A 22,606-nucleotide genomic window follows, 5' to 3' on the forward strand; every position below is an offset into this window, starting at 1 on the left:
CTCCTTTTTTCTATAAAGGAATATATGGATAATTTAAAAGATAAAAAACTAGTAGAATTAAGAGAATTGGCCAAGGAGATGGGTATCGAATCTATAAGCAAGTATAGAAAAGATGAACTCATCAAGCTAATCGAAGAAGAAGAAGCTAATAGAAACGAAGAGAAAAAAGAAGAAGCAGAGAATGACCTAGGTCAAAAGTTCGATTGCGATGGTATCTTAGAAATTTTGCCTGATGGATATGGCTTCCTCCGTACCCAACTTTATGAAAGTGGAGATGATGATATATATGTTCCACCTAAACAGATTAAAATGTTTAGATTAAAGACAGGCGATTACATAAGAGGAATTGCAAGAGAAAAACACGCCAGAGATAAGTTTGCACCGCTCATTTTTGTATCTGATGTCAACGGTATCAATCCAGGAGTTGCCTACAATAGGCCATATTTTGAAGATCTAACTCCAATTTACCCAAAAGAAAAAATATCCTTAGAAACAACTAAAGATCACTTTTCTGAAAGAATCATAGATTTTATAAGTCCAATCGGTCGAGGCCAAAGAGGGTTGATTGTCTCCCAACCTAAGGCAGGAAAGACCACTCTCATCAAAGATATTGAAAGATCCATCGAGAAAAACTATGACGATATCAAAATAATAGTTCTATTAATAGATGAAAGACCAGAAGAGGTAACTGACTTTATTCGCTATGTAAACAAATACAGGGATCCAGAAAACGAGCTCATGCGTACAGAAGTTGCAGCATCTACCTTTGACAAAACACCCCAAAGCCATATAGACATGGCGGAGATGGTTCTAGAGAGAGCTAAGAGATTCGTTGAAGAAAAAAAGGATGTAGTAATACTTTTAGATTCAATAACTAGACTTGCTAGAGCTTACAATATTATGACACCACAATCAGGAAGAACACTTTCTGGTGGACTTGATCCCCTAGCTCTTGTAGGACCTAAGCAATTTTTCGGAGCAGCTAGAAATATAGAGGATGGGGGTTCACTAACTATACTTGCTACAGCTCTAGTCGATACAGGTTCTAGAATGGATGATATGATCTTTGAAGAGTTTAAGGGAACTGGCAATATGGAAATCCACCTAGACAGAAGACTTGCTGATAGGAGGATATTCCCAGCAATTAATATTGAGAAGTCTTCAACAAGAAGAGAAGACCTCCTCCTTACAAATAAGGAACTTGAGGCAGTAATCAAGTTAAGAAAGTCCAATATGAATAACGCAGAATCCATAGTCGAGTTAATCGATTGGATGAGGAGAACTGAGGATAATAATAAGTTTATAGAATTGATAAATAATTCCTACTAGGGCTTGCAATAATTTCGTCTGACTGGTATGATATTAATTGCTTATTGAAAGAAGAAACAAGAGGTGTTATATGAAAAAAGACTTACATCCAGAATATCACCAAGCAAAAGTAACATGCATTTCATGTGGCAATGAATTCACTGTAGGTTCTACTGAAGATGAAATCAAAGTAGAAGTTTGCAACAATTGTCACCCATTCTACTCAGGAAAACAAAGAAATGCTGAACGTGGTGGTAACGTTGAGAAATTTAACAAAAAATACGGTAGAAAATAGTAGAAATTATAAGGTAAGGCGACTTACCTTATTTTTGTGTATAAAAAATGAAAATAAAAGATTATTTAGATAAAAATTATGATATTAGCCTTATCGCTCTAACTTATCTTCTAGATACAAATAAAAGCTCGGTAATTCTAAAAAGTGAGGAAGAGCTTGATGACAAAATAAGTGTAAAATTAGATGATATTATAGCTAGATATAATAAGGGTTATCCACTCCAATACGCTATAGGAGAATGGGAATTTTATGGACTTAACTTTAAGGTAGATGAAAGAGCCCTTATACCGAGATTTGAAACTGAAATAATAGTTGACTTTCTAGTAAAATCTTCCTATAAGAAAGATAAAATACTTGATATTGGCACTGGTTCTGGTGCAATAGCGATTAGTCTTGGCAAAAATTTACCTGCTAGTGAAATTGTAGGCAGCGATATTAAAGATAAGGCTTTAAGTCTTGCCCAGGAGAATAAAGAGAGATTAAAGGCTTTTAACGTTTCTTTTATAAAATCTAATTTGTTTGAGGAAATTTCAGAAAAATTTGATATAATAATATCGAACCCTCCCTATATAAATCAGACTGATTATGATAAGTTAGATGAGAGATTATACTTTGAGCCAAAATCTGCGCTATTGGCAAGCGAAGATGGCTTATATTTCTACAAAAGAATAATAAAAGATGCAAAGGCTTATCTTAACCAGGGAGGAAGGCTTGTTTTTGAAATTGGATATGACCAAAAGCAAAGGATATGTGAGCTTTTGAACGAATCTGATTTTAAAAATATCAAAAGTATGAAAGATTATAATGATTTTGATAGATTTATAATCGCTGAGAAAGGATAAAAGATGTTTGAAAATATTGAACATATTAAGGAAAACTATTTGGATCTTGAGAAAAAAATGATCGATCCAGAGGTTTTGGCAGATATTTCTAAACTAACTAAGATAACTAGAGAGTACAATTCTCTAAAACCAATAGTTGAAAAATATGACCAAATCAAAGATTCTGAGTCTACAATTGAAGAAAATAAAGACCTAATCAATGAGACAGACGACCAGGATATGGTCGATATGCTAAAAGAAGAAATAAAAGAAAATGAGAAGCTCTTAGAAGAGTACAAGGAAGAGATGAAAATTCTCCTTATACCAAAAGACCCTAACGATTCAAGAGACGTTATTGTTGAAATAAGACCAGGAGCTGGCGGAGACGAGGCAGGACTTTTCGCTGGAGATCTTTATAGGATGTATCACATGTATGCTGACAAGGAAGGCTACAAGACAGAAGATGTCGAAGTAAGCAGCCAAGGAGTTGGTGGAATCAAGGAAGCTACCTTTATGATTAGAGGAGAGGGAGCCTATTCTAGATTCAAATATGAATCTGGAGTTCACAGGGTTCAAAGAGTTCCAGAAACAGAATCAGGTGGTAGAATTCATACTTCAACAGCCACAGTTGCAGTTTTGCCAGAAGTAGATGAGGTCGATGTTGAGCTTGATCCTAATGATATAAGAACAGATGTATTTAGATCATCAGGAAATGGTGGACAATCAGTAAACACAACAGATTCTGCTGTAAGGCTAACCCATATTCCAACAGGAATTGTTGTTAGTATGCAAGATGAGAAAAGCCAAATCAAAAATAAAGAAAAGGCCATGAAGATTCTTCTAGCCCGTATATATGAACTTGAAGAAGAAAAGAGAAATAAGGAAATAGCTGATAATAGAAAAAGCCAAGTTGGTACTGGTGACAGGTCAGAGAGAATTAGAACTTACAATTTCCCTCAAGGAAGAATTACAGATCACAGGATCAACAAGACGATTTATCAATTAGATGACTTCCTAAATGGTAATGTAGGAGAGATGATAGATTCCTTAATTGCCGAAGATCAAACTAGAAAATTAGAGAAAATAGGCGAGGAAGAATAGATTGTTTGAATTCTTATCGAGAAAGTTTATCAAAAAATCCACCAATATGGATGATTTTTCCTATAGACTTTCTTTAATATCCCTATCTTCATCTATAGGTATAGCTATAAACGTATTGCTATTTATTATGAAGGTAAGCCTTGGATTTGTAATCCATTCTCAGGCTATAATAAATGATGCTTTTAACAACTTATCGGATTCTGTAGTATCTTTGATGGCGCTTTTTGGATCAAATATTAGCAAGAAACCTGCTGATAAGGAACATCCTTTCGGCCATGGGAGAAGTGAGTATGTAATTAGCTTATTAGTTTCTATAGTAATTATGTATGTAGGATTCACTCTTTTTGTAAATTCTGTAAAAAGTTTTAGCGACAATAGCTTTGATGGGCTAAATCTTCTAACTTTAGTAATACTACTCCTTAGTAATGCCTTCAAAGTTTACATTTATCTATTAAATAAGAAGCTTTATAAAAGTCTCGATAGCGAGCTAAATTTAGGAGTAATGCTCGATGCGAGAAATGATATAATAGCGACAAGCGCAATCCTTGTTGGGTCAATTATACAAGCTTATGTAAGCTTTAATGTCGATGCAATTATGGGTATTATCATTTCATTTTTTGTATTCTATCCAGGTCTCGAGATGTTTAAAGATACGACGAAAGTTTTACTTGGAAAAAGGGTCGATAGCGAGATAGAAAAGAAAATTGATCAGATAATTATGGAAAGTGACCTGGCAATTGGATATCATGATTTACAAATTCATGAATATGGCAAAGGAAGGATGGCGGGATCTGTCCATGTGGAAGTTCCAGCTAACTTAACTGTAGAAGTTGTCCATAGACAAATCGATAAGATAGAAAGTGAAATCTACGATAGGACAAAAGTCGAGATAACAATTCACATGGATCCAACCTATTGTGTAATAGATGATAAGTGAAAGAAGATGTAATGGAAACAGAAGTTTTAAAGATTGATAGAGAAAACATAGATGATGAAATTATTAAAAAGGCTGCAAGCCTTCTTAGAGTCGGCGAGCTTGTAGCTATTCCAACTGAGACCGTTTATGGACTTGGGGCAAATGGCTTAGACGGTAAGGCTTGTCTAAATATTTTCAAAACTAAGAAGAGGCCAGCTGATAATCCTCTAATTTTACATATTTCTAATAAAAAAATGTTATATAATCTAGTAGAAGATGTAAGCGATGATGCAAAAAAGCTTATGACTTTATGGCCGGGACCATTGACTATGATTTTCAAAAAATCAAAGATTATTCCAGAAGTTGTAACTGCAGGTGGAGATACAGTAGCTATTAGATTTCCAGTTGATGAAATCGCTAGAAGAATAATAGATGAAGCTAATCTTCCTATTGCGGCTCCTTCTGCTAATATATCAGGTAGACCATCTCCTACAAATGCTAGTGACTGCTACTATGATCTTAATGGGAAGATCCCATTGATTGTAGATGGTGGAGCTTGTAATATAGGAATAGAGTCGACTGTAATTGACATGTCAGAAGAAATACCGACAATCCTAAGGCCGGGATTTTATACTTTAGAGTATATAAGGGAAATTCTTCCTAATGTCGTCTTAGATGATGCCTTAGTTGATGATAATAAGATTCCTAAATCGCCAGGACAAAAATACAAGCACTATGCTCCTAAAGCTAGAATGCAGATTTATGTAGGAGATAGGGCATCTGATTTTATTTATAAAAAGGCCAGAGACTATCAAAACAAGGGAATCAAAGTCGGAGTCTTGGTATTTGAAGATGATATGGAAAGATTTGATGGATTCGAGAGAATATCTTTTGGTGACAGAAATGACCTTAGACAAATGAGCCAGGTCTTATTTACGGCGCTAAGGAAGATGGACAAATTAAAAGTAGATCTTATACTAGCTGAAGGTGTAATGGATAATAACTTGGGTAAGAGTATAATGAATAGAATGAAAAAATCTGCCTCAGGCAATATAGAATATTTATAGGAGGGCATATGGGAAAAGTAAATATACTAGATCATCCAGTAATTAAACACAAGATAACAATTTTAAGAGATAAAAATACAGGTGCTAATGAGTTTAGGTCTTTAGTAACAGAGATTGCAATGATACTCGCTTACGAAGCAAGTAAGGATTTAAGCCTTGAAGAATTTGAAATGGAAACACCTATTTCAAAGACAACAGGATACAGATTAGCTGGTAAAAAACAAGCCGTAGTTCCAATTCTAAGAGCAGGACTTGGTATGGTTGATGGAGTTCTTGAAGTACTTCCAGCAGCTAAAATTGGTCACATAGGAATGTACAGGAATGAGGAGACTCTAGAACCAGTTGAATATTACTGTAAACTTCCAAATGATATTGGAAACAGAGATATTTTGGTAGTAGATCCAATGGTTGCGACAGGTGGATCAGTAAATGACGCTGTGGAAAGACTTAAAGAAAGAGGATGCAAGTCAATCAAGCTACTTTGCATAATAGCTGCACCAGAAGGAATAAAAGCTATTCAAGAAAAACATGAGGATGTAGATATTTTCGTAGCCCAAATGGATGAGAATCTCAACGAAAACGGTTATATTGTCCCAGGTTTGGGAGATGCTGGAGATAGGTTGTTCGGAACAAAATAAGGACTTAAGATGACTAAAGAGATATTAATAATAAATTCAAATGGACCACTTAAGGGAGAAGTAGAAATATCTGGTGCCAAAAACTCTGCCCTACCAATACTGGCTGCTTGTGTTTTAGGTACTGAAGAAATAATCTTAGACGGTGTTCCTGAACTTAAAGATGTTGAGATAATGGTAGATGTCCTCAAACATCTAGGTTCTAAGGTAGAATATATAGATAAAAACAGCTTGAAGATAGATTCAAGTGGAATTAATACCTGTGAGACCCCTTATGAGCTTATGGATAAGATGCGTGCATCCTTTGTGGTTATGGGCCCACTTCTTTCAAGATTTCAAAAGGCATATACAAGAGCACCAGGCGGTTGCAATATCGGTTCAAGGCCTATTGACCTTCACCTTAAGGGCTTCAATGCCTTGGGTGCAGATACTAGGATAAATGATGATGAGATCGCGATAGAAGCAAATGAAGGCCTGATAGGTGATGAAATTTATTTAGATTTCCCTTCAGTTGGTGCAACTCAAAATATTATCATGGCAGCTACCCTTGCAGAAGGTGAAACCATAATCGAAAATGCAGCCAAGGAGCCAGAGATAGTAGACCTTGCATCCTTCCTATCCAAAATGGGGGCAAAGATCAAGGGAGCGGGAACTTCTACAATTACTATTACTGGTGTAGAAAAGCTTACAGGAACCAGACACACAATTATTCCTGATAGGATAGAAGCAGCAACCTATATGCTAGCAGCTGCTATGACTAGGGGAGATGTAAAGATTACTAATGTAATCGGATCTCACATTAGACCAGTTATAGCAAAGCTTATTGAAATTGGTGCAGATGTTGAAGAAATTGAAGAAGAAGATATTATCTTTGTCAAGGCCCCAAATAGATTAAAGGCAACTAATATCCAAACCCTACCATATCCAGGATTTCCTACAGATGTCCAGGCTCAATTTATGGCTCTTTTAACCTTAAGTGATGGAGAAAGCAGGATTCAAGAAACTGTATTCGAGAATAGGTTTATGCACGTAGAAGAGCTATCTAAGATGGGGGCAGTCATAGCGACCTCTGGTAATAGAGCAACTATTGCAGGCGTTGCGAAACTTCATGGGGCAAGTGTAAAGGCAACAGACCTAAGAGCTGGAGCAGCCCTTGTTATGGCGGGCCTTGTCGCTGAGGGAGAAACCAGAGTTTCTGAAATTTATCATATAGATAGAGGCTATAGCAACCTTGTCGATAAGTTGACTAAGCTTGGAGCAGATATCAAAAGAGTTACAGTTGATTAATAGGAAATAAAATGAAGATTAAAGGCATAGTTACCAACATTATATTTAGAAACGACGAGAATGGATACACAATTATGGCTGTAGACACTCCAGATTCTGATATAACTTGCGTTGGTACCATGCCTTTTTTTAATGAGGGCGATAATGTCGAGATGGAAGGAGATTTGGTCTATCACGACAAATATGGTGAGCAATTTAAAATTTCTGCTATAAGACTTGTAAAGCCATCTTCTAAGGAAGCTGTAGTAAAATTCTTATCTTCTGGAAATCTTAAGGGTATAGGCAAAAAAACTGCTTGTGCTATCTTTGATGTTTTCGGCAAGGATTCTGTTGATATAGTCTACAACGATCCTGATAAGCTATTAAAAGTGGATGGAATTGGCAAGAAGAAACTAGAAGATATAAAGCTTTCTGCAGAAGAAACGAGAGATTCTAGAAGGACAATAGAATACCTTCAAGGCTTGAATCTATCATACAATTTATCTATGAAGATTTATAAAAAGTATGGTGAATCGACAGTAGATGTTGTAAAGGCCAATCCCTACAAGTTAATAGAAGACATAAGAGGGGTAGGTTTTACTATGGCCGATAATATAGCCTTTAATATGCAGATGGATCTTACATCTAAGTTTAGGATTTCTGCAGGAGTCTACTACATACTAAATACAGAGGCAGAATTTAACGGTCATACTTGCCTTAAATACAATACTCTGTCCCAAAAATCAGCCAATCTTTTGAAACTTGAAGAAGGAAGAATAAAAGAAGTAATTAATGATGATATAATTTCTGGTAAATTAGTTTTGGTAGAAATTGAAGATATCAATTATATCTATAGTTCTAATCTTCTTAAGGCAGAAAAATCAGTTGCAATGGCAATAGCAAGTAAAATAAATGAAAAATATAATTTTGATATAAAAATTGACTATGATCTTTCTGTATTCTCTGATGAGCAAAAAATAGCAATAGAAAAGGCCTTTGAGTCCATGGCTCTTGTTATAACTGGAGGTCCTGGTACAGGAAAGACAACTATTATCAATGCTATTTGTAAAATTTTATCCAAAAATGGCCTCTCATATGCCTTAACAGCACCGACAGGAAGAGCTGCGAAGAGGATTATGGAATCGACCGGAGAAGATGCCTACACTATCCATAGACTTTTGGGTATAAGACCTGATGAAGTTGTAGCTGAGTTTAATGAGGAAAATCCTATAGACAAGGACTATATTATAGTTGATGAGACCAGTATGGTCGATATCTTTCTAATGAAAAACTTGATGGCAGCCATTGGTGAGAAGACTGCAATAATACTTGTTGGAGATAGCGATCAGCTTCCTTCGGTAGGACCGGGTAATGTTTTAAAGGATATATTAAAGACCAGTGTTGAGTCTGTAAGACTTAAGAAAATATTTAGGCAGGCAGGTAAGTCGAACATTATAGTAAACGCCCATAGGATTAATGAAGGGAAATACCCAATCTTAAATGAAAAAGACAAAGATTTCTTCTTTATTGATACGAGGGCATCTGAATTTCTCCCAGTTTTGTTATCCCTAATGAAAGAGAGACTTCCTAAATATTATGATTTTGATCCGATTAAGGACATACAAATCCTATCTCCGACAAAGAAAACTGATTGGGGTGTAGTTAATATTAATGATAATATTCAAGAATCTATTAATAAGGAAAAAACCTCACTAAAAATAAATAATAGAATATTCAAACTACATGATAAGGTTATGCAAGTTAGGAACAATTATGATCTTAGGGCGATTAATAGTGGATATGGCTATGAAGAAGGTGTATACAACGGTGATATAGGCATTATAGAAGATATTGATAAGATCGATGAGAGTCTCGATGTAAGATTTGATGATGGACGATTAATAAGATATAAGAAAGAAGATATCAAAGATTTAGACCTTTCATATGCTATTACAATCCATAAGTCTCAAGGCTCTGAATTTCCTTGTGTAATTATTCCTATGATGCAGGTAGCACCGATGCTTCTTACGAGAAATCTCCTCTATACAGGCGTGACAAGGGCTAGGAAAATCGTAATCCTTTTAGGAAATAAGAAAATCCTAAAAACTATGGTAGATAATAATAGGTCTAACAGAAGATTTACCAACCTTTCTTACTGGATAGGAGAAATGGAGAAGGTAATTGATGATTGATTTTTTGTTTTTGGATGAAGGGCTTTGCTTTTCTTGTAAGAAAGAAAGGGTTTATAAATACAAGCTATGCAAAGATTGTCTTGATAAGTTAGACTACATAGGAAATAAGTTCGATCTTTCTGGAAATACATGCTATAGTTTATATTTTTATAATGATTTTATGAAAAGATTGATAGCTGACTATAAGTTTAGTAGAAATACTTCACTCAAAGAAGTCTTTTCTGATATGATATATAGATTTTTAGTAGATAAGAATTTAACTGATTTTGATTATATCCTAGCCTCACCTTCATCTAAGAAGACCGTAAATAAGAGAGGTTTTGACCATATTAATCTAATAGTAGATGATTTTTCTAATAAACTTGGAATTAGAAAACTTGATGAATTTAAGAAGATTAAAAATACTAAATCACAACATACGCTCAATAGACTTGAGAGAGGCGAAAATCTGAAAGGAGCTTTTAAATTAGATAAAGATATAAAAGGCTCTAGGATTTTACTTATAGATGATTTGATAACTACTGGAAATACTGCTCTGGAAATTATAAAAGAATTAAAATATATGGGAGCAAGTGAGGTTGTAACCCTTGCTATTTGTTCAGAAAGTAGCATAAATTAAAAGAGATGATAGGAAGAAGCTCCATTAGGGAGTAATTCTTCTATCATCTCTTTTTATTATTTTCTTTTAGATGGTCTAACCATACTTACATCTAGGAGATTAATTGCCTCATCGTCAATTATTCCGTCGTCGTATTGTTTCTTCTGCATAGATGCTGAAAGTGCTAGACCAATATTAATCAAACTAATAAGTTGGAAGGTTCCTCCGTATGAGAAAAATGGAAGAGGTATTCCAGTTACTGGCATAAGACCTATTGTCATCGCAATATTTTCAAATATATGGATGAATAAAAGTCCTGCAATTCCAATAAGCATGATTGTGATAAAGGTATTTCTCGATCTCTTTGCGATTATTACAAGTCTCATAATTACAATTGCAAAAAGAGCTATTACAATAATTGCTCCCAAAAATCCTAGTTCTTCTGCTAGAACTGAGAAGATAAAGTCAGTTTCTTTTTCTGGAATATATCCGTATTGGGATTGGCTTCCTTTAAGATAGCCACGGCCAGTAAGCATGCCTGATCCGATAGCAATGAGACCTTGTTGTTGCTGCCAGTTACTTCCTGAAGTATCTCTTGATGGATCTAGAAAGTTTTCTATCCTATCAAGTCTGTATCCTGAAAGGTTGGTCAATACAAAAAATCCCACTATTGCAGCAAGTCCAGCAAAAATACCAATCCATTTCCAAGAAATACCTCCAATGAAAATCATAGCAGATACAAAGAATACATATACCATAGCTGTACCAAAGTCAGGCTGCAAGAGAATAAGGCCTATTGGAAGACCTGCCATAGCTATAACCTTTAATAAAGTCAGCTTGTCATTGATATCAAACTTGTGCTTATCAAGAAAAGCAGCAAGAGAGAAAATTATTCCCACCTTGGCAATCTCTGAAGGTTGGAAGGAAAATGATCCAATATAGACCCAGGATTTCGCTCCCCATTCATCAAGACCTCGACCAAAAACTAAGGTCAACAGCAAAAGTGCAATCATTACTGCATAAACGCCGACGTAGGATCTCTTGATAAAATCCAAGTCAATTGTACATAGGACTAATATTATTATAAATCCAAGTATAGTAGCAAAAAGCTGTGTCGTTATAGGCTTAATATTTCCACCATATGCTGAATATAAAACGACTAGACCAATTACGCTTAAGGCAATGGTTGCAAACAGAAGCATAAGGTCAAGCTCTTTTAAATCTTTTTTCTTTAAATTAAACATCTAATCACTCCAATTCTCCATTTATTATATAACATGAATCAGTCTTTATCAATCAAATGTTATTTATTAGTCGAAGAGTATAATAAATTTGAGGTGATAGTATTTTAGATTCTAAAGAAATTAAAGAGCTTTTGGAAATTCTCGATAGGATGTATCCTGATGTGGATTATTCTATGCTAAATTTCACGACTCCTTTTGAGCTATTGGTAGCGACAATACTCTCTGCCCAATCGACTGATGTAAGGGTCAATAAGGTTACAAGTGTGATGTTTAAGGAAATGAATACAGCAGAAGAATTTGCTAAAGCCGATATTAAAACAATCGAAAATTATATAAGAACAGTTGGAATATATAAGAACAAGGCCAAAAATATCTCTGCTACAAGCAAGATCTTGTGTAGTGATTATAATGGTAAGGTGCCAGCAGATATAAAAGAGCTTATGAAGCTTCCTGGAGTTGGGAGAAAAACTGCAAATGTAGTGGCATCAAATGCCTTCAATATACCAGCAATTGCTGTTGATACCCATGTTTTTAGGGTGTCTAATAGACTGGGACTTGCCCAGGCTAAAAACGTAGAAAAAACTGAAAAGCAATTGATGGAAAATATTCCCAAAGAAAGATGGAGAAAGACCCACCATCAATTGATAACTCATGGCAGGGCTCTTTGTAAGGCAAGAGGCCCAATTTGTGAGGAATGTGACTTAAATGTATTCTGTGAGTTTTATAGGAGAGATCATGATTAGAATATTTGCCCTAGACATAGATGGAACACTTTTAGATTCTAATTCTAAACTCTCAGAGGACAATATTAAAGCCCTAAGGGATTTAGAAAGCACGGGAGTCAGAGTAGTTCTTGCTAGCGGTAGGGTCTTTAAGTCTGTCTTGTATTTTGCAAGTAAGATTAGCAAAAATCCATGTATAATTGCAAACAATGGAGCTCTTCTTGGATCTGACTACGATAATTTATTCTTTGAAAATCCCCTAGATGATCAATATTTAGATAGGCTTTATGATTTAGCCTTAGAAAATGACTTGGATTTTCATTTTTACGATTTAGACACTTATTATTCAAATAAATTGAAAATAGAAAAACTCGATCATCTCCGTAAGGAAAATGATAGTGAATATACTACAAATATATTGATTTCAGATGATCCTTTAAGAGAGCTTAGAGAGAAAAATCACAAGGCTTATAAATTTCAAATTAACAAGACGAATGACCATCCTCTAGGAAGTGAGGGAATTAGCAAGTTAGTCAGGGATGAATTTTCTGATAGGATTTATATGACTTCATCTTTTGGAGGTGTACTTGAATTGATGAGTAAGGGAGTATCGAAGTTTGATACCCTACTAGTCCTTGCAGATAAATTAGGATTTTCTAGAGAAAATATAGCTACAATCGGCGATGGTCTTAATGATTTAGAAATGACCCAAGGAAGTAAGCTTTCTTTTGCCATGGGAAATGGAAGAGAAGAGCTTAAGGAAATTGCAAGCCATGTAGTTTCTGATAATAATTCCGGAGCAATAAGAGAAGCTTGTGAAATAATAAAGGAATATAACCGTGTTTAATATAGTATTAATTTCGCCAGAGCATCCTGGAAATGTAGGAAATATTGGAAGGACCTGCGTCCTAACAGAATCCCGTCTTCACTTGATTAGACCCTTCAAGTTTGATTTTTCTGATAGATTTTTGAAAAGAGCGGGTATAGATTATTGGGAACATGTTGATCTTGTAATCCACGATAGTCTAGAGGAATTTATGGACTATGTAAAGGATAAAAGATATTTCCTAATAGAAACTGGAACAAAGAAGAAATATACAGATGTAGAATTTAAAGATGGCGACTTTTTGATATTTGGTAGGGAAAAAGAAGGAATACCAGATGATTTACTTAATGAGAACAAGGAAAAAATTCTAACTATCCCTATGACAAAAAAGATAGAAAGGTCCTTAAACCTAGCTAACTCTGTTAGTATAGTTTTATACGAGGCTTTAAGGCAAGATGGATTTAAATTTTAGGAGGATAAATGTACGATATAATTATAATTGGAGGAGGTCCAGCAGGACTTACCGCAGGACTTTATGCAGGAAGAAGTAAGCTTAATACACTTATTATTGAAAAAGCAGTAGCTGGTGGCCAGATTTCTGGAACAGCCTTTGTTGAAAACTACCCAGGATCAATAGATGAGGCAACAGGAATGGGGCTTTCTGAAAGGATGCTCGAGCAAGCTGAAGAATTTTGTGATATAAAGTATGAAGATGTTAAGGAAGTAGAGCTTGATGGCAAGGTTAAAAAAATAAAGACTGATGGCGGAGAATATGAGGCCAAAGTAGTTATCATTTCATCAGGTGCTACCCACAGAAAATTGGATGTTCCAGGCGAGAAAGAATTTGCCAATAAGGGAGTATCCTACTGTGCCACATGTGATGGACCATTTTATACAGGTCTTGACATATATGTAGTTGGTGGAGGAGATTCTGCCCTAGAAGAGGCGACCTATCTTACAAAATTTGGTAAATCTGTAACTATTATTCACAGAAGAGACGAATTTAGGGCAAGTGGGGTAGTCGTTGATAAGATTAAGGAAAATCCAAAAATCAAATTAGAACTTGATGCAGTTGTTAAAGAAATCAAGGGAGATAAGGAAGCAGAAACGCTTATAATTGAAAATACTAAGACTGGCGAAATAAAAGAATTAAAATCTGATGATAATTCTCCAATTGGGGTATTTATATTTATAGGATACATTCCACAAACTGAGATATTCGAAGGCAAGATTGAAATGAACCATGGTTATATCCTAACTGATGAAGATATGAAGACTAATATCGAAGGTGTATTTGCTGTAGGCGATACCAGAGAAAAGAAGGTTAGACAAATGGTTACAGCGGCTGGAGATGGATGTATTGCAGCAGTCCTTGCTAATAGATATCTCGAAGGAAGCAATTGGTAAAGTAATGTTGACAAATTTCTAACAAATAAGTAAAGTAATATTTGTAGAAAGAATTAATTAGGAGGAAATAATGGCAACAAAAGTAGCAATTAATGGATTTGGTAGAATCGGACGTCTTACACTAAGAAGAATCGCCGAAGTTGAAGAAAATATCGAAGTTGTAGCAATCAACGACCTTATTGACAAAAAAGGTCTACTATATGCTTTCAAATACGATACAGCACAAGGTAGATTTAACGGAGACGCTGAACTAACAGAAGACGGATTCAAAATCAACGGCAAAGACATCAAAGTATTTGCTGAAAGAAACCCAGAAGATCTTCCATGGGAAGAGCTTGGAGTTGATATAGTACTAGAATGTACAGGATTCTTTACAGAAAAAGAAAAAGCAGAAGCTCACATCAAAGCAGGAGCTAAAAAAGTACTAATCTCTGCACCAGGTAAGGGTGATCTAAAAACTATCGTATACGGAGTAAACCACGAAATCCTTGATGGATCTGAAACAGTTGTTTCTGGAGCAAGCTGTACAACAAACTGCTTAGCACCAATGGTTAACGTATTAAAGAATGAATTCGGATTTGTTTCTGGACAAATGTCTACAATCCACGCATACACAGCTACTCAAGCTATCCAAGATACACCAGCAACTAAGAAAGACTTAAGAGGTGGTAGAGCTGCAGCACAAAACACAATCCCTGCATCAACAGGAGCTGCTAAGGCTGTAGGTAAAGTACTTCCAGAAGTAGAAGGAAAAATTGATGGATCAGCTCTAAGAGTTCCAACAATTACAGGATCAATCACAGAACTTTACTCAGTACTTGAAAAGAAAGTTACTGTAGAAGAAGTAAACGCAGCTATGAAAAAATACTCAAGTGATGCATTTGCTTACACAGAAGATGACATTGTATCAAGTGATATAGTTGGTTATCCAGCTGGTTCAGTTTTCGATTCTCAACTAACAAAAATCGTTGAAGGCGCAGACGGAACACAAGTTGTTAAAACTGTTGCTTGGTATGACAACGAAATGGGATACGTTTCTAACCTAGTTAGAACACTTGACTATCTAGCAAATCTTTAAGAGTTAATAAAGGCGGGGGATAGCTTCCGCCTTTTTTTAACGGAAATATGAGGAGTAATATGAACAAAAAAACTGTAAAAGACTTAGACGTAAAGGGTAAAAAAGTACTAGTAAGAGTTGATTTTAACGTACCTTTATCAAAAGAAAACAACGAAGAAATTGCTGATGATACAAGAATTAGAGCAGCTCTTCCAACAATTGATTACCTACTAGAAAATGATGCTAAGGTAATCCTAATGAGCCACTTAGGTAGACCAAAGGGAGAAGCTAAGCCAGAATATTCTCTAAAGCCTGTAGCAGCTTGGCTAGAAAATCATTACAAAGACAAATTCCACTTCTTCCCATCAGATGAAGTTGTTGATGAAAAGGTAGAAGAAAAAGTTTCTTCTCTTAACGAAGGAGAAATTGCTTTAATAGAAAACACTAGATATGTTGCTGGTGAAACCAAAAATGATTCTGAATTTGCCAAAAAGCTAGCATCTCTTGCAGACTTATACGTAAATGATGCCTTTGGAACAAGCCACAGAGCACACGCATCTAACGTTGGAGTAGCAAGCATTCTTCCTTCAGCTGTAGGTTTCCTAATAGAAAAAGAAATTGACGTAATGGGTAAGGCACTAGAAGCCCCAGAACATCCATTTGTATCAATCCTTGGTGGAGCTAAGGTATCTGATAAGATTGGTGTAATCGAAAATCTTATCACTAAAGTAGATACAATCCTAATAGGTGGTGGAATGGCTTATACCTTCCTCAAGGCTCAAGGAAAAGAAATAGGTAAATCTCTTCTTGAAGAAGATAAGATGGACCTATCCCTTGAACTAATCAAGAAAGCTGAAGCTAACAACGTAGAAATCCTACTACCAGTAGATGTTGTTATAGCAGATGAAATCAAGGCAGGTGCTGAAACTGAGATAGTTGATATTGACTCTATCCCAGAAGATAAGGAAGCCCTAGATATAGGACCAAAAACTGCAGAACTTTTCTCATCAAAAATCAAAGAAGCTAAGACTGTTGTTTGGAATGGACCAATGGGAGTATTTGAAATAAAAGAATTCGCAGATGGTACAAACAAGGTTGCAGCAGCCCTTGCAGAATCAGATGCAATTACAATAGTAGGTGGAGGAGATTCTGCACTTGCAATTGAACTTGCAGGTCTAAAAGATAAGATCACTCACGTATCAACTGGTGGTGGAGCAAGCTTGGAATTCTTAGAAGGAAAAGATTTACCAGGAATATCATCAATAGAAGATAAGTAAGGAGATATAATGCGTAAACCAGTAATTGTTGGAAACTGGAAAATGAATATGACAGTTTCTGAAGCAGAAAAACTACTTGACGAAATTAAAGACTTAGACCTAGATACTGAAGTAGAAGCAGGAGTTTGTACACCAGCTATTGATCTTCTAGTTGCTAAAGAAAAACTAGCAGGAACAAACGTAGGCTTTGGTGGACAAAATATGTACTTCGAAGAAAGCGGAGCATTCACAGGAGAAATTTCTCCAACAATGCTAACAGATATCGGAGCAAAATATGTAATTTTAGGTCACTCTGAAAGACGTGAATACTTCAGTGAAGATGATTGTCTAATTAACAAAAAGGTAAAAGCAGCCCTAGACCATGACTTAGTTCCAATTCTTTGCTGTGGTGAAACTCTTGAAGAAAGAGAAGCTAACGAACACGAAGCAAAAGTTAAGGGACAAATAGAAAAAGATCTTAAGGATGTTTCAGCAGAAGATATAGAAAAAGTAATTATTGCCTACGAACCAATCTGGGCAATAGGAACAGGTAAAACTGCATCAAGTGAAGATGCTGATGCTATGTGCGGTTATATCAGAAGCTTAATAGAAGAAAAATACGGCAAAGATGCTGCTGAAAAAATTAGAATCCAATATGGTGGTTCTGTAAAACCAAACAATGTAGTAGAACTTATGGGCAAGGAAAACATTGACGGAGCCCTAGTTGGTGGAGCAAGCCTTAAAGCAGAAGATTTCAAAGCTTTAGTTAATTTTAATAAATAAGGAGATATAAATGAGTTTAATAACAGATGTATATGCAAGACAAATCCTTGATTCAAGAGGAAACCCAACAGTAGAAGTAGAAGTTTATACAGAAGATGGTGGATTTGGTAGAGCAAGCGTGCCATCAGGTGCTTCAACTGGTGAATGGGAAGCTGTTGAGCTTAGAGATGGTGACAAAAACTACTATCTTGGAAAATCAGTTCTTAAAGCAGTTGAAAATGTAAATGAAATCATAGCAGAAGAACTAGAATTTACCTATGATGTCACAGATCAAATCGGAATTGACAATGCAATGATCGAACTTGATGGAACAGAAAACAAGGGTAAACTTGGTGCTAACGCAATCCTCGGTGTTTCTCTTGCAGTTGCAAAGGCAGCAGCTAATGAACTTGGTGTTCCTCTATACAACTACATTGGTGGAACAAACGCTAAACTTCTACCAACACCAATGATGAACATCCTAAATGGTGGAGAACACGCAGACAACTCTGTAGATATCCAAGAATTCATGATCTTCCCACTTGGAGCAGAAAGTTTCGCTCACGCTCTACAAATTGGTGCAGAAGTATTCCACAGCCTAAAATCAGTTCTTTCATCTAAAGGCTACAACACAGCTGTAGGTGATGAAGGTGGATTCGCTCCAAACCTTAAATCAAACGAAGAAGCTCTAGAAATTATCTGCGAAGCTATCAAGGCTTGTGGTTATGAACCAGGCAAGGACGTTTATATAGCAATGGACTGTGCTTCAAGCGAATTCTACAACAAGGAAGATGGTAAATACCACCTTGATGGTGAAGGTACTGTTAAGACAGAAGACGAAATGATCGACTGGCTTGAAGAATTAGTAGGAAAATATCCAATCATCTCAATCGAAGATGGTCTAGATGAAAACGACTGGGAAGGTTGGGCAAAACTTACAGAAAGACTTGGAAACAAAGTTCAACTTGTAGGTGATGACCTATTCGTAACAAATACAAAGAAACTTGAAAAAGGTATCAAAGAAGGCGTTGCTAACTCAATCCTAATCAAAGTTAACCAAATCGGTTCACTAACAGAAACACTTAATGCTATTGAAATGGCTAAAGAAGCAGGTTACACTGCAGTAGTTTCTCACAGATCAGGTGAAACAGAAGATGTTACAATCTCTGATTTAGTAGTTGCAGTAAATGCTGGCCAAATCAAAACAGGTGCACCATCAAGAACAGATAGAGTTGCTAAATACAACCAACTTCTAAGAATTGAAGATGAACTTGCTGATGATGCTAAATTTAAAGGAATCAAGGCATTTTATAACATCAACAAATAATATAAATTAAGATGGCCCCTAGGGGCTGTCTTTTTTTGCCAAAATCTAAGGAAATTTATAATTTAATATTTAGAGGAAATTAGCTATCCAATTTATCTCTTTTGTTGAAATTATAGATAATTTATGGTATTATAACAGAGTATGAATCGGAGGTGTCTATATGGTAAATTTCTTAGCGATTGTACTAGTTATTGCATCAATAATCATTATAGCTGCAGTAACATTACAAGATCCTAAAACAGAAGGATTAGGAGCTCTTTCAGGAACTCAAACAAATGTTTTTGGTAGAAGCGCTCATAAGTCAAAAAACGAAATGTTAGACAAAGTAGCTATCACAGGCGGAGTAATTTTATTTGTAGCTAGTCTAATCATGATAGCAATTAACTAATAAGGGGTAAGCTATATATATAGCTTAGCCTCTTTTTTAATATAGACAACAGGAGAAATTATGAATCTAAAAGATATAATATTAAATATAGTATATGATGAAAACTACCTGCCTATGACATTTAAGGAATTAGACAAGTATCTGAAGGTTGATAAATATACTAGAAAGGCTGTTAGAGATATAATAAAGGACTTGGAGAAAGATAATAAAATCAGAGTTTCCAATAAAAAAAGAATTATGCCTCTAACAGATGAAGAGATTAATCTAACTGGTAAAATTTCTATGGCTCAAGGCGGGTATGGTTTTTTTATTTCAGATAACACAGACTTTGAAGATGTCTTTATAAAAAGGGACAACATGAACAGAGCCCACAACAATGATAGGGTAAAAATTGAGCTTGTTAAAGGTAAAGAGAAAGGAAGAAAGGCCGAAGGGAGAGTCCTTGATGTTATTGAAAGAGCTAAAGATGAAATAGTTGGAAGCTTTCAAAAAAACAAGGGCTTCGGCTTTGTAATTCCAGATGATAGAAGTTTTGGTGATGATATATTCATAGCTGAAAAATTCTTCAATAAGGCAAAAAATAAAGATAAGGTAGTAGTTGAGATCATAAATTATCCAAAAGATGGTAAGCCTGAAGGAAGAATTAAGGAAATTATCGGCGGAAAGAACGATAAAAATATTGAAATCTTATCCCTAATCAGATCTCACGGTCTTCCTTACCAATTCTCAAAGGAAAGTAAGAAAGAAAGTCTTTATGTGAAGGATAAGGTCAATGAAATAGAACTTGAAGGAAGGAAGGACTTAAGAGATCTCTTCACGGTTACGATTGATGGGAGAGATTCCAAGGACTTCGACGATGCTATTTCTATAGAGAAAAATGGTGAAAACTATGACTTGTATGTTCACATAGCAGACGTTGCTCATTATGTGAAAAAGGGGACCGCCATCGATAAAGACGCCTATGAGAGGGGAAACTCTACTTATCTATTTAATATAGTAATTCCCATGCTACCAGAGGTCCTATCAAATGGTATCTGCTCTCTAAATCCGAATGAGGATAGGCTTGCCATAAGTTTAAGGATGACAATCAATTATAAGGGCAATGTTATAGATAATGAGTTTTATGAATCAGTGATTAATTCTGACCATAGATTAGTCTATGACGATGTAAATGCATTTTTGGATAAGGATGATGAGAATGTATATGATGATGAGCTTATAAAAGAAAAGTTAAGGATTTTTGATGAGCTTAGACAAATCCTAAATACTATGAGAGAAAAAAGAGGGGCAATTGACTTTAACTTCTCAGAAAGTCAGATAGATGTAGCAGAAGACGGAAGAGTTTTAAATATATCAAACTTTGAAAGAGGATCAGGCAACAAGATGATTGAAGAATTCATGCTTGCCGCTAATGAAACGGTCGCATCTCTTTTTGCCTATATGGATTTTCCTTTTATCTACAGAATTCACGAAAAACCTAAGGAAGAAAAGATTGAAGGCTTCAAGAGAGCCCTTAACACTATGGGATATAATATAAGAGGCAATGACCTACATCCTAAGGACTTCCAACAAATTTTAGAAGAAGTGGAAGGTAAGGACGTTGAATCTGTAATTAATATTCTGATGCTAAGGACCATGCAGAAGGCCAAGTATTCCGAGCATAGGGATATGCACTTTGGTCTATCTACATCCTTTTATACTCACTTCACATCGCCAATTAGGAGGTATCCTGACCTAATAGTTCATAGATTAGTAAAAAAATTTATTCATAACAAGCTAACTAGTCTCAACCAGACAAGTCTTGAAAAAACAATCACAAATAATGCAGACCATCTTTCAATGACAGAAAGAAGAAGCGAAGATTGTGAGAGAGATGTGGAAGATTTACTTAAATGTAAGTATATGATTCGTTTTATAGGCGATGAATTTTACGGGAATATATCTGCCATAACTGACTTTGGAATATTTATTGAGTTAGATAATACCGTAGAAGGGCTTTTCATGTACAAGTTTTCAAATGATAGATACGAGTATCTAGAAGATAAGATGAAGGCATTTAATACAGATAAAAAGATCTTCTATTCTATTGGAGATAGGGTCAAGATTAGAGTAATGGATGTAGACACATATCAGAGAAATATCGACTTTGATTTGGAGGTAAACGATGAAATTATTAGCCAACAATAAGAAGGCTTATCATGATTATTTTATAGAAGAAAAATATGAAGCAGGACTTTCACTTTTGGGAAGTGAAGTAAAATCAATCAAAAAAGGAAAAGTTTCTATCAAGGAGTCATTCATATCAGATAGAAAAGGGGAGATGTTTATCTACGGTATGCATGTTACTCCTTACTCTCAGGCCTATGATAAGGATATCGATCCAACTAGAATTAGGAGACTCCTCCTTCACAAAAAGGAAATAAATAAGTTAATAGGCAAAAAAACTCAAGCAGGATATACAGTAGTTCCCCTTAAAATCTATGAGAGAGACGGACTGGTAAAGTTAGAGCTTGCCCTTGCCAAAGGTAAGAAGCAGTACGATAAGAGAGAATCTATTAAGGCTAAGGATGATAAGAGGAAGATGGATAGGGCCCTTAAGAATTATTAAAGGAGAGTAAATGACAAATAAAAGCACACTAAAAGTTAAGTTACTTAACTACACTCCTAGGGCAGAAGAGACCATAGCCCAAGCGGGAAAACTCTGCTATTCACAAGTCGGAGTAGATGAAATAGCCGAAAAACAGGACGAAGAGTCTATTGCTAGATATGTAAAAATGCTTCAAAACCTCGGCCATCTTTCACCAATTGAGCATGTCTCCTTTACCTTTGCTGCGGAGGGAGTATCTAGAGTCTTGACCCACCAGCTGGTCCGTCACAGACTCGCTTCCTATTCTCAACAGTCACAAAGATATGTTAAGCTCGACCAATTTGAGTACATAATGCCTAAAGAAATCGATGAAAATGAAGAAGCAAGAGAAATATTTATTAGGCAAATGGAAGAAAGCCAGAAGGCTTATGGTGACTTGACTGATATATTGTTTGAAAAACATTACCAAAGCTTTATGGATGAAGGTCAAGATGAAAAATCAGCCAAAAGATCTGCTAGTAAAAAGGCAATAGAAGATGCAAGATACGTCTTTCCAAATGCTTGTGAAACAAAGATCGTTTTTACAATGAATGCAAGAAATCTTCTTCACTTTTTCAATATCAGATCTTGCCTAAGGGCCCAATGGGAGATAAGAGACCTATCAGATCAGATGATAAGACTCGTAAAAGATATTTATCCAAATCTCTTCCTAAATGCAGGTCCATCTTGTCTTGTAGGACCTTGCCCAGAAGGTAAAATGACTTGCGGGAAAATAAAAGAAGTACGCGAAAAGTTTAATAATTTATAAATCTTGAATATTTTAAAATCTAA

General features: G+C 35.5%; 23 protein-coding genes. 22 read left to right on the forward strand and 1 reads right to left on the reverse strand.

Annotated features, from left to right (window positions below; all coding sequences use genetic code 11):
- The first annotated feature begins 24 nt into the window (after nt 1-24).
- The 10 genes from rho (at nt 25) to C7D97_RS01545 (ending at nt 10,220) form a co-directional block, all read left to right on the forward strand.
- Complete coding sequence (rho, locus tag C7D97_RS01500) at nt 25-1,329, forward strand: transcription termination factor Rho (protein WP_105301838.1); 1,305 nt, start codon at nt 25-27, stop codon at nt 1,327-1,329.
- Nucleotides 1,330-1,399: 70 nt separating this feature from the next.
- The gene (rpmE, locus tag C7D97_RS01505) at nt 1,400-1,603 is read left to right on the forward strand and encodes a 50S ribosomal protein L31 (RefSeq protein ID WP_015777682.1); all 204 of its coding nucleotides are present in this window, start codon (nt 1,400-1,402) and stop codon (nt 1,601-1,603) included.
- Between the two features lie 47 nt (nt 1,604-1,650).
- Nucleotides 1,651-2,445: a peptide chain release factor N(5)-glutamine methyltransferase gene (gene prmC, locus C7D97_RS01510; RefSeq protein ID WP_105300375.1), complete on the forward strand. Its 795-nt coding sequence runs from the start codon at nt 1,651-1,653 to the stop codon at nt 2,443-2,445.
- A gap of 3 nt (nt 2,446-2,448) precedes the next feature.
- Nucleotides 2,449-3,525, forward strand: a complete 1,077-nt coding sequence (gene prfA, locus C7D97_RS01515; RefSeq protein ID WP_105300376.1) for a peptide chain release factor 1 — start codon at nt 2,449-2,451, stop codon at nt 3,523-3,525.
- Nucleotide 3,526: 1 nt separating this feature from the next.
- Nucleotides 3,527-4,462, forward strand: coding sequence for a cation diffusion facilitator family transporter (locus C7D97_RS01520; protein WP_105300377.1), 936 nt, complete (start codon nt 3,527-3,529; stop codon nt 4,460-4,462).
- 11 nt (nt 4,463-4,473) lie between these two features.
- Nucleotides 4,474-5,508, forward strand: coding sequence for an L-threonylcarbamoyladenylate synthase (locus tag C7D97_RS01525; RefSeq protein WP_105300378.1), 1,035 nt, complete (start codon nt 4,474-4,476; stop codon nt 5,506-5,508).
- Nucleotides 5,509-5,516: 8 nt separating this feature from the next.
- Nucleotides 5,517-6,146, forward strand: a complete 630-nt coding sequence (gene upp / locus C7D97_RS01530; protein WP_105300379.1) for a uracil phosphoribosyltransferase — start codon at nt 5,517-5,519, stop codon at nt 6,144-6,146.
- Nucleotides 6,147-6,155: 9 nt separating this feature from the next.
- The gene (murA, locus tag C7D97_RS01535; protein WP_105300380.1) at nt 6,156-7,430 is read left to right on the forward strand and encodes a UDP-N-acetylglucosamine 1-carboxyvinyltransferase; all 1,275 of its coding nucleotides are present in this window, start codon (nt 6,156-6,158) and stop codon (nt 7,428-7,430) included.
- Nucleotides 7,431-7,441: 11 nt separating this feature from the next.
- On the forward strand, nt 7,442-9,601 hold the full coding sequence (recD2, locus tag C7D97_RS01540; RefSeq protein ID WP_105300381.1) for an SF1B family DNA helicase RecD2: 2,160 nt from the start codon (nt 7,442-7,444) through the stop codon (nt 9,599-9,601).
- Nucleotides 9,594-10,220, forward strand: a complete 627-nt coding sequence (locus C7D97_RS01545) for a ComF family protein (RefSeq protein ID WP_105300382.1) — start codon at nt 9,594-9,596, stop codon at nt 10,218-10,220. The genes recD2 and C7D97_RS01545 overlap by 8 nt, the downstream gene beginning before the upstream one ends.
- Before the next feature lie 56 nt (nt 10,221-10,276).
- Here the strand turns inward: C7D97_RS01545 and rodA are convergent, their stop codons facing one another.
- Nucleotides 10,277-11,443 (reverse strand): rod shape-determining protein RodA, encoded by a 1,167-nt coding sequence (rodA, locus tag C7D97_RS01550; RefSeq protein WP_105300383.1) that lies wholly within the window; start codon nt 11,441-11,443, stop codon nt 10,277-10,279.
- Between the two features lie 101 nt (nt 11,444-11,544).
- Here rodA and nth point away from each other — a divergent pair, with 101 nt between their 5' ends.
- The 12 genes from nth to thyX all read left to right on the forward strand — a co-directional run bounded on the left by nth (nt 11,545) and on the right by thyX (nt 22,583).
- The gene (gene nth / locus C7D97_RS01555; protein WP_105300384.1) at nt 11,545-12,186 is read left to right on the forward strand and encodes an endonuclease III; all 642 of its coding nucleotides are present in this window, start codon (nt 11,545-11,547) and stop codon (nt 12,184-12,186) included.
- Nucleotides 12,179-13,012 carry an HAD family hydrolase gene (locus tag C7D97_RS01560; protein WP_105300385.1) on the forward strand — a complete coding sequence of 278 codons (834 nt, stop codon included), beginning with the start codon at nt 12,179-12,181 and terminating at the stop codon, nt 13,010-13,012. The genes nth and C7D97_RS01560 overlap by 8 nt, the downstream gene beginning before the upstream one ends.
- Nucleotides 13,005-13,463, forward strand: coding sequence for a tRNA (cytidine(34)-2'-O)-methyltransferase (locus C7D97_RS01565; protein ID WP_105300386.1), 459 nt, complete (start codon nt 13,005-13,007; stop codon nt 13,461-13,463). The genes C7D97_RS01560 and C7D97_RS01565 overlap by 8 nt, the downstream gene beginning before the upstream one ends.
- A gap of 8 nt (nt 13,464-13,471) precedes the next feature.
- Nucleotides 13,472-14,398, forward strand: a complete 927-nt coding sequence (trxB, locus tag C7D97_RS01570; protein WP_105300387.1) for a thioredoxin-disulfide reductase — start codon at nt 13,472-13,474, stop codon at nt 14,396-14,398.
- A 70-nt stretch (nt 14,399-14,468) separates the two neighbouring features.
- The gene (gene gap / locus C7D97_RS01575; RefSeq protein ID WP_105300388.1) at nt 14,469-15,476 is read left to right on the forward strand and encodes a type I glyceraldehyde-3-phosphate dehydrogenase; all 1,008 of its coding nucleotides are present in this window, start codon (nt 14,469-14,471) and stop codon (nt 15,474-15,476) included.
- Nucleotides 15,477-15,535: 59 nt separating this feature from the next.
- Nucleotides 15,536-16,732, forward strand: coding sequence for a phosphoglycerate kinase (locus C7D97_RS01580; protein WP_105300389.1), 1,197 nt, complete (start codon nt 15,536-15,538; stop codon nt 16,730-16,732).
- A gap of 9 nt (nt 16,733-16,741) precedes the next feature.
- Complete coding sequence (gene tpiA / locus C7D97_RS01585; protein ID WP_105300390.1) at nt 16,742-17,494, forward strand: triose-phosphate isomerase; 753 nt, start codon at nt 16,742-16,744, stop codon at nt 17,492-17,494.
- A 10-nt stretch (nt 17,495-17,504) separates the two neighbouring features.
- The gene (gene eno / locus C7D97_RS01590) at nt 17,505-18,800 is read left to right on the forward strand and encodes a phosphopyruvate hydratase (protein WP_105300391.1); all 1,296 of its coding nucleotides are present in this window, start codon (nt 17,505-17,507) and stop codon (nt 18,798-18,800) included.
- A 160-nt stretch (nt 18,801-18,960) separates the two neighbouring features.
- Entirely contained in the window at nt 18,961-19,188 is a 228-nt protein-coding gene (gene secG, locus C7D97_RS01595) for a preprotein translocase subunit SecG (protein WP_105300392.1), read from the forward strand.
- A gap of 60 nt (nt 19,189-19,248) precedes the next feature.
- A complete protein-coding gene (rnr, locus tag C7D97_RS01600; protein ID WP_105300393.1) occupies nt 19,249-21,375 on the forward strand; it encodes a ribonuclease R in 2,127 nt (708 codons plus the stop codon).
- Nucleotides 21,353-21,796: an SsrA-binding protein SmpB gene (gene smpB / locus C7D97_RS01605; RefSeq protein WP_105300394.1), complete on the forward strand. Its 444-nt coding sequence runs from the start codon at nt 21,353-21,355 to the stop codon at nt 21,794-21,796. Before rnr ends, smpB begins: the two co-directional genes overlap by 23 nt.
- Nucleotides 21,797-21,806: 10 nt before the next feature.
- Nucleotides 21,807-22,583 carry an FAD-dependent thymidylate synthase gene (gene thyX / locus C7D97_RS01610; RefSeq protein WP_105300395.1) on the forward strand — a complete coding sequence of 259 codons (777 nt, stop codon included), beginning with the start codon at nt 21,807-21,809 and terminating at the stop codon, nt 22,581-22,583.
- Nucleotides 22,584-22,606 lie beyond the last annotated feature (23 nt).

It is taken from the genome of Anaerococcus marasmi (genome assembly GCF_900290195.1).
In the GTDB taxonomy this organism is placed as follows: Bacteria; Bacillota; Clostridia; order Tissierellales; family Peptoniphilaceae; genus Anaerococcus; species Anaerococcus marasmi.

Excerpts from the sequence above, each read along its gene's own strand:
- murA (WP_105300380.1), top strand. The coding sequence starts at position 6,156 with ATGACTAAAGAGATATTAATAATAAATTCAAATGGACCACTTAAGGGA.
- recD2 (WP_105300381.1), top strand. The coding sequence starts at position 7,442 with ATGAAGATTAAAGGCATAGTTACCAACATTATATTTAGAAACGACGAG.
- C7D97_RS01545 (WP_105300382.1), top strand. The coding sequence starts at position 9,594 with ATGATTGATTTTTTGTTTTTGGATGAAGGGCTTTGCTTTTCTTGTAAG.
- rodA (WP_105300383.1), bottom strand. The coding sequence starts at position 11,443 with ATGTTTAATTTAAAGAAAAAAGATTTAAAAGAGCTTGACCTTATGCTT.
- eno (WP_105300391.1), top strand. The coding sequence starts at position 17,505 with ATGAGTTTAATAACAGATGTATATGCAAGACAAATCCTTGATTCAAGA.
- C7D97_RS01560 (WP_105300385.1), top strand. The coding sequence starts at position 12,179 with ATGATTAGAATATTTGCCCTAGACATAGATGGAACACTTTTAGATTCT.
- thyX (WP_105300395.1), top strand. The coding sequence starts at position 21,807 with ATGACAAATAAAAGCACACTAAAAGTTAAGTTACTTAACTACACTCCT.
- tpiA (WP_105300390.1), top strand. The coding sequence starts at position 16,742 with ATGCGTAAACCAGTAATTGTTGGAAACTGGAAAATGAATATGACAGTT.
- gap (WP_105300388.1), top strand. The coding sequence starts at position 14,469 with ATGGCAACAAAAGTAGCAATTAATGGATTTGGTAGAATCGGACGTCTT.
- trxB (WP_105300387.1), top strand. The coding sequence starts at position 13,472 with ATGTACGATATAATTATAATTGGAGGAGGTCCAGCAGGACTTACCGCA.
- rpmE (WP_015777682.1), top strand. The coding sequence starts at position 1,400 with ATGAAAAAAGACTTACATCCAGAATATCACCAAGCAAAAGTAACATGC.
- prmC (WP_105300375.1), top strand. The coding sequence starts at position 1,651 with ATGAAAATAAAAGATTATTTAGATAAAAATTATGATATTAGCCTTATC.
- smpB (WP_105300394.1), top strand. The coding sequence starts at position 21,353 with ATGAAATTATTAGCCAACAATAAGAAGGCTTATCATGATTATTTTATA.
- prfA (WP_105300376.1), top strand. The coding sequence starts at position 2,449 with ATGTTTGAAAATATTGAACATATTAAGGAAAACTATTTGGATCTTGAG.
- upp (WP_105300379.1), top strand. The coding sequence starts at position 5,517 with ATGGGAAAAGTAAATATACTAGATCATCCAGTAATTAAACACAAGATA.
- C7D97_RS01580 (WP_105300389.1), top strand. The coding sequence starts at position 15,536 with ATGAACAAAAAAACTGTAAAAGACTTAGACGTAAAGGGTAAAAAAGTA.
- secG (WP_105300392.1), top strand. The coding sequence starts at position 18,961 with ATGGTAAATTTCTTAGCGATTGTACTAGTTATTGCATCAATAATCATT.
- C7D97_RS01525 (WP_105300378.1), top strand. The coding sequence starts at position 4,474 with ATGGAAACAGAAGTTTTAAAGATTGATAGAGAAAACATAGATGATGAA.
- rho (WP_105301838.1), top strand. The coding sequence starts at position 25 with ATGGATAATTTAAAAGATAAAAAACTAGTAGAATTAAGAGAATTGGCC.
- rnr (WP_105300393.1), top strand. The coding sequence starts at position 19,249 with ATGAATCTAAAAGATATAATATTAAATATAGTATATGATGAAAACTAC.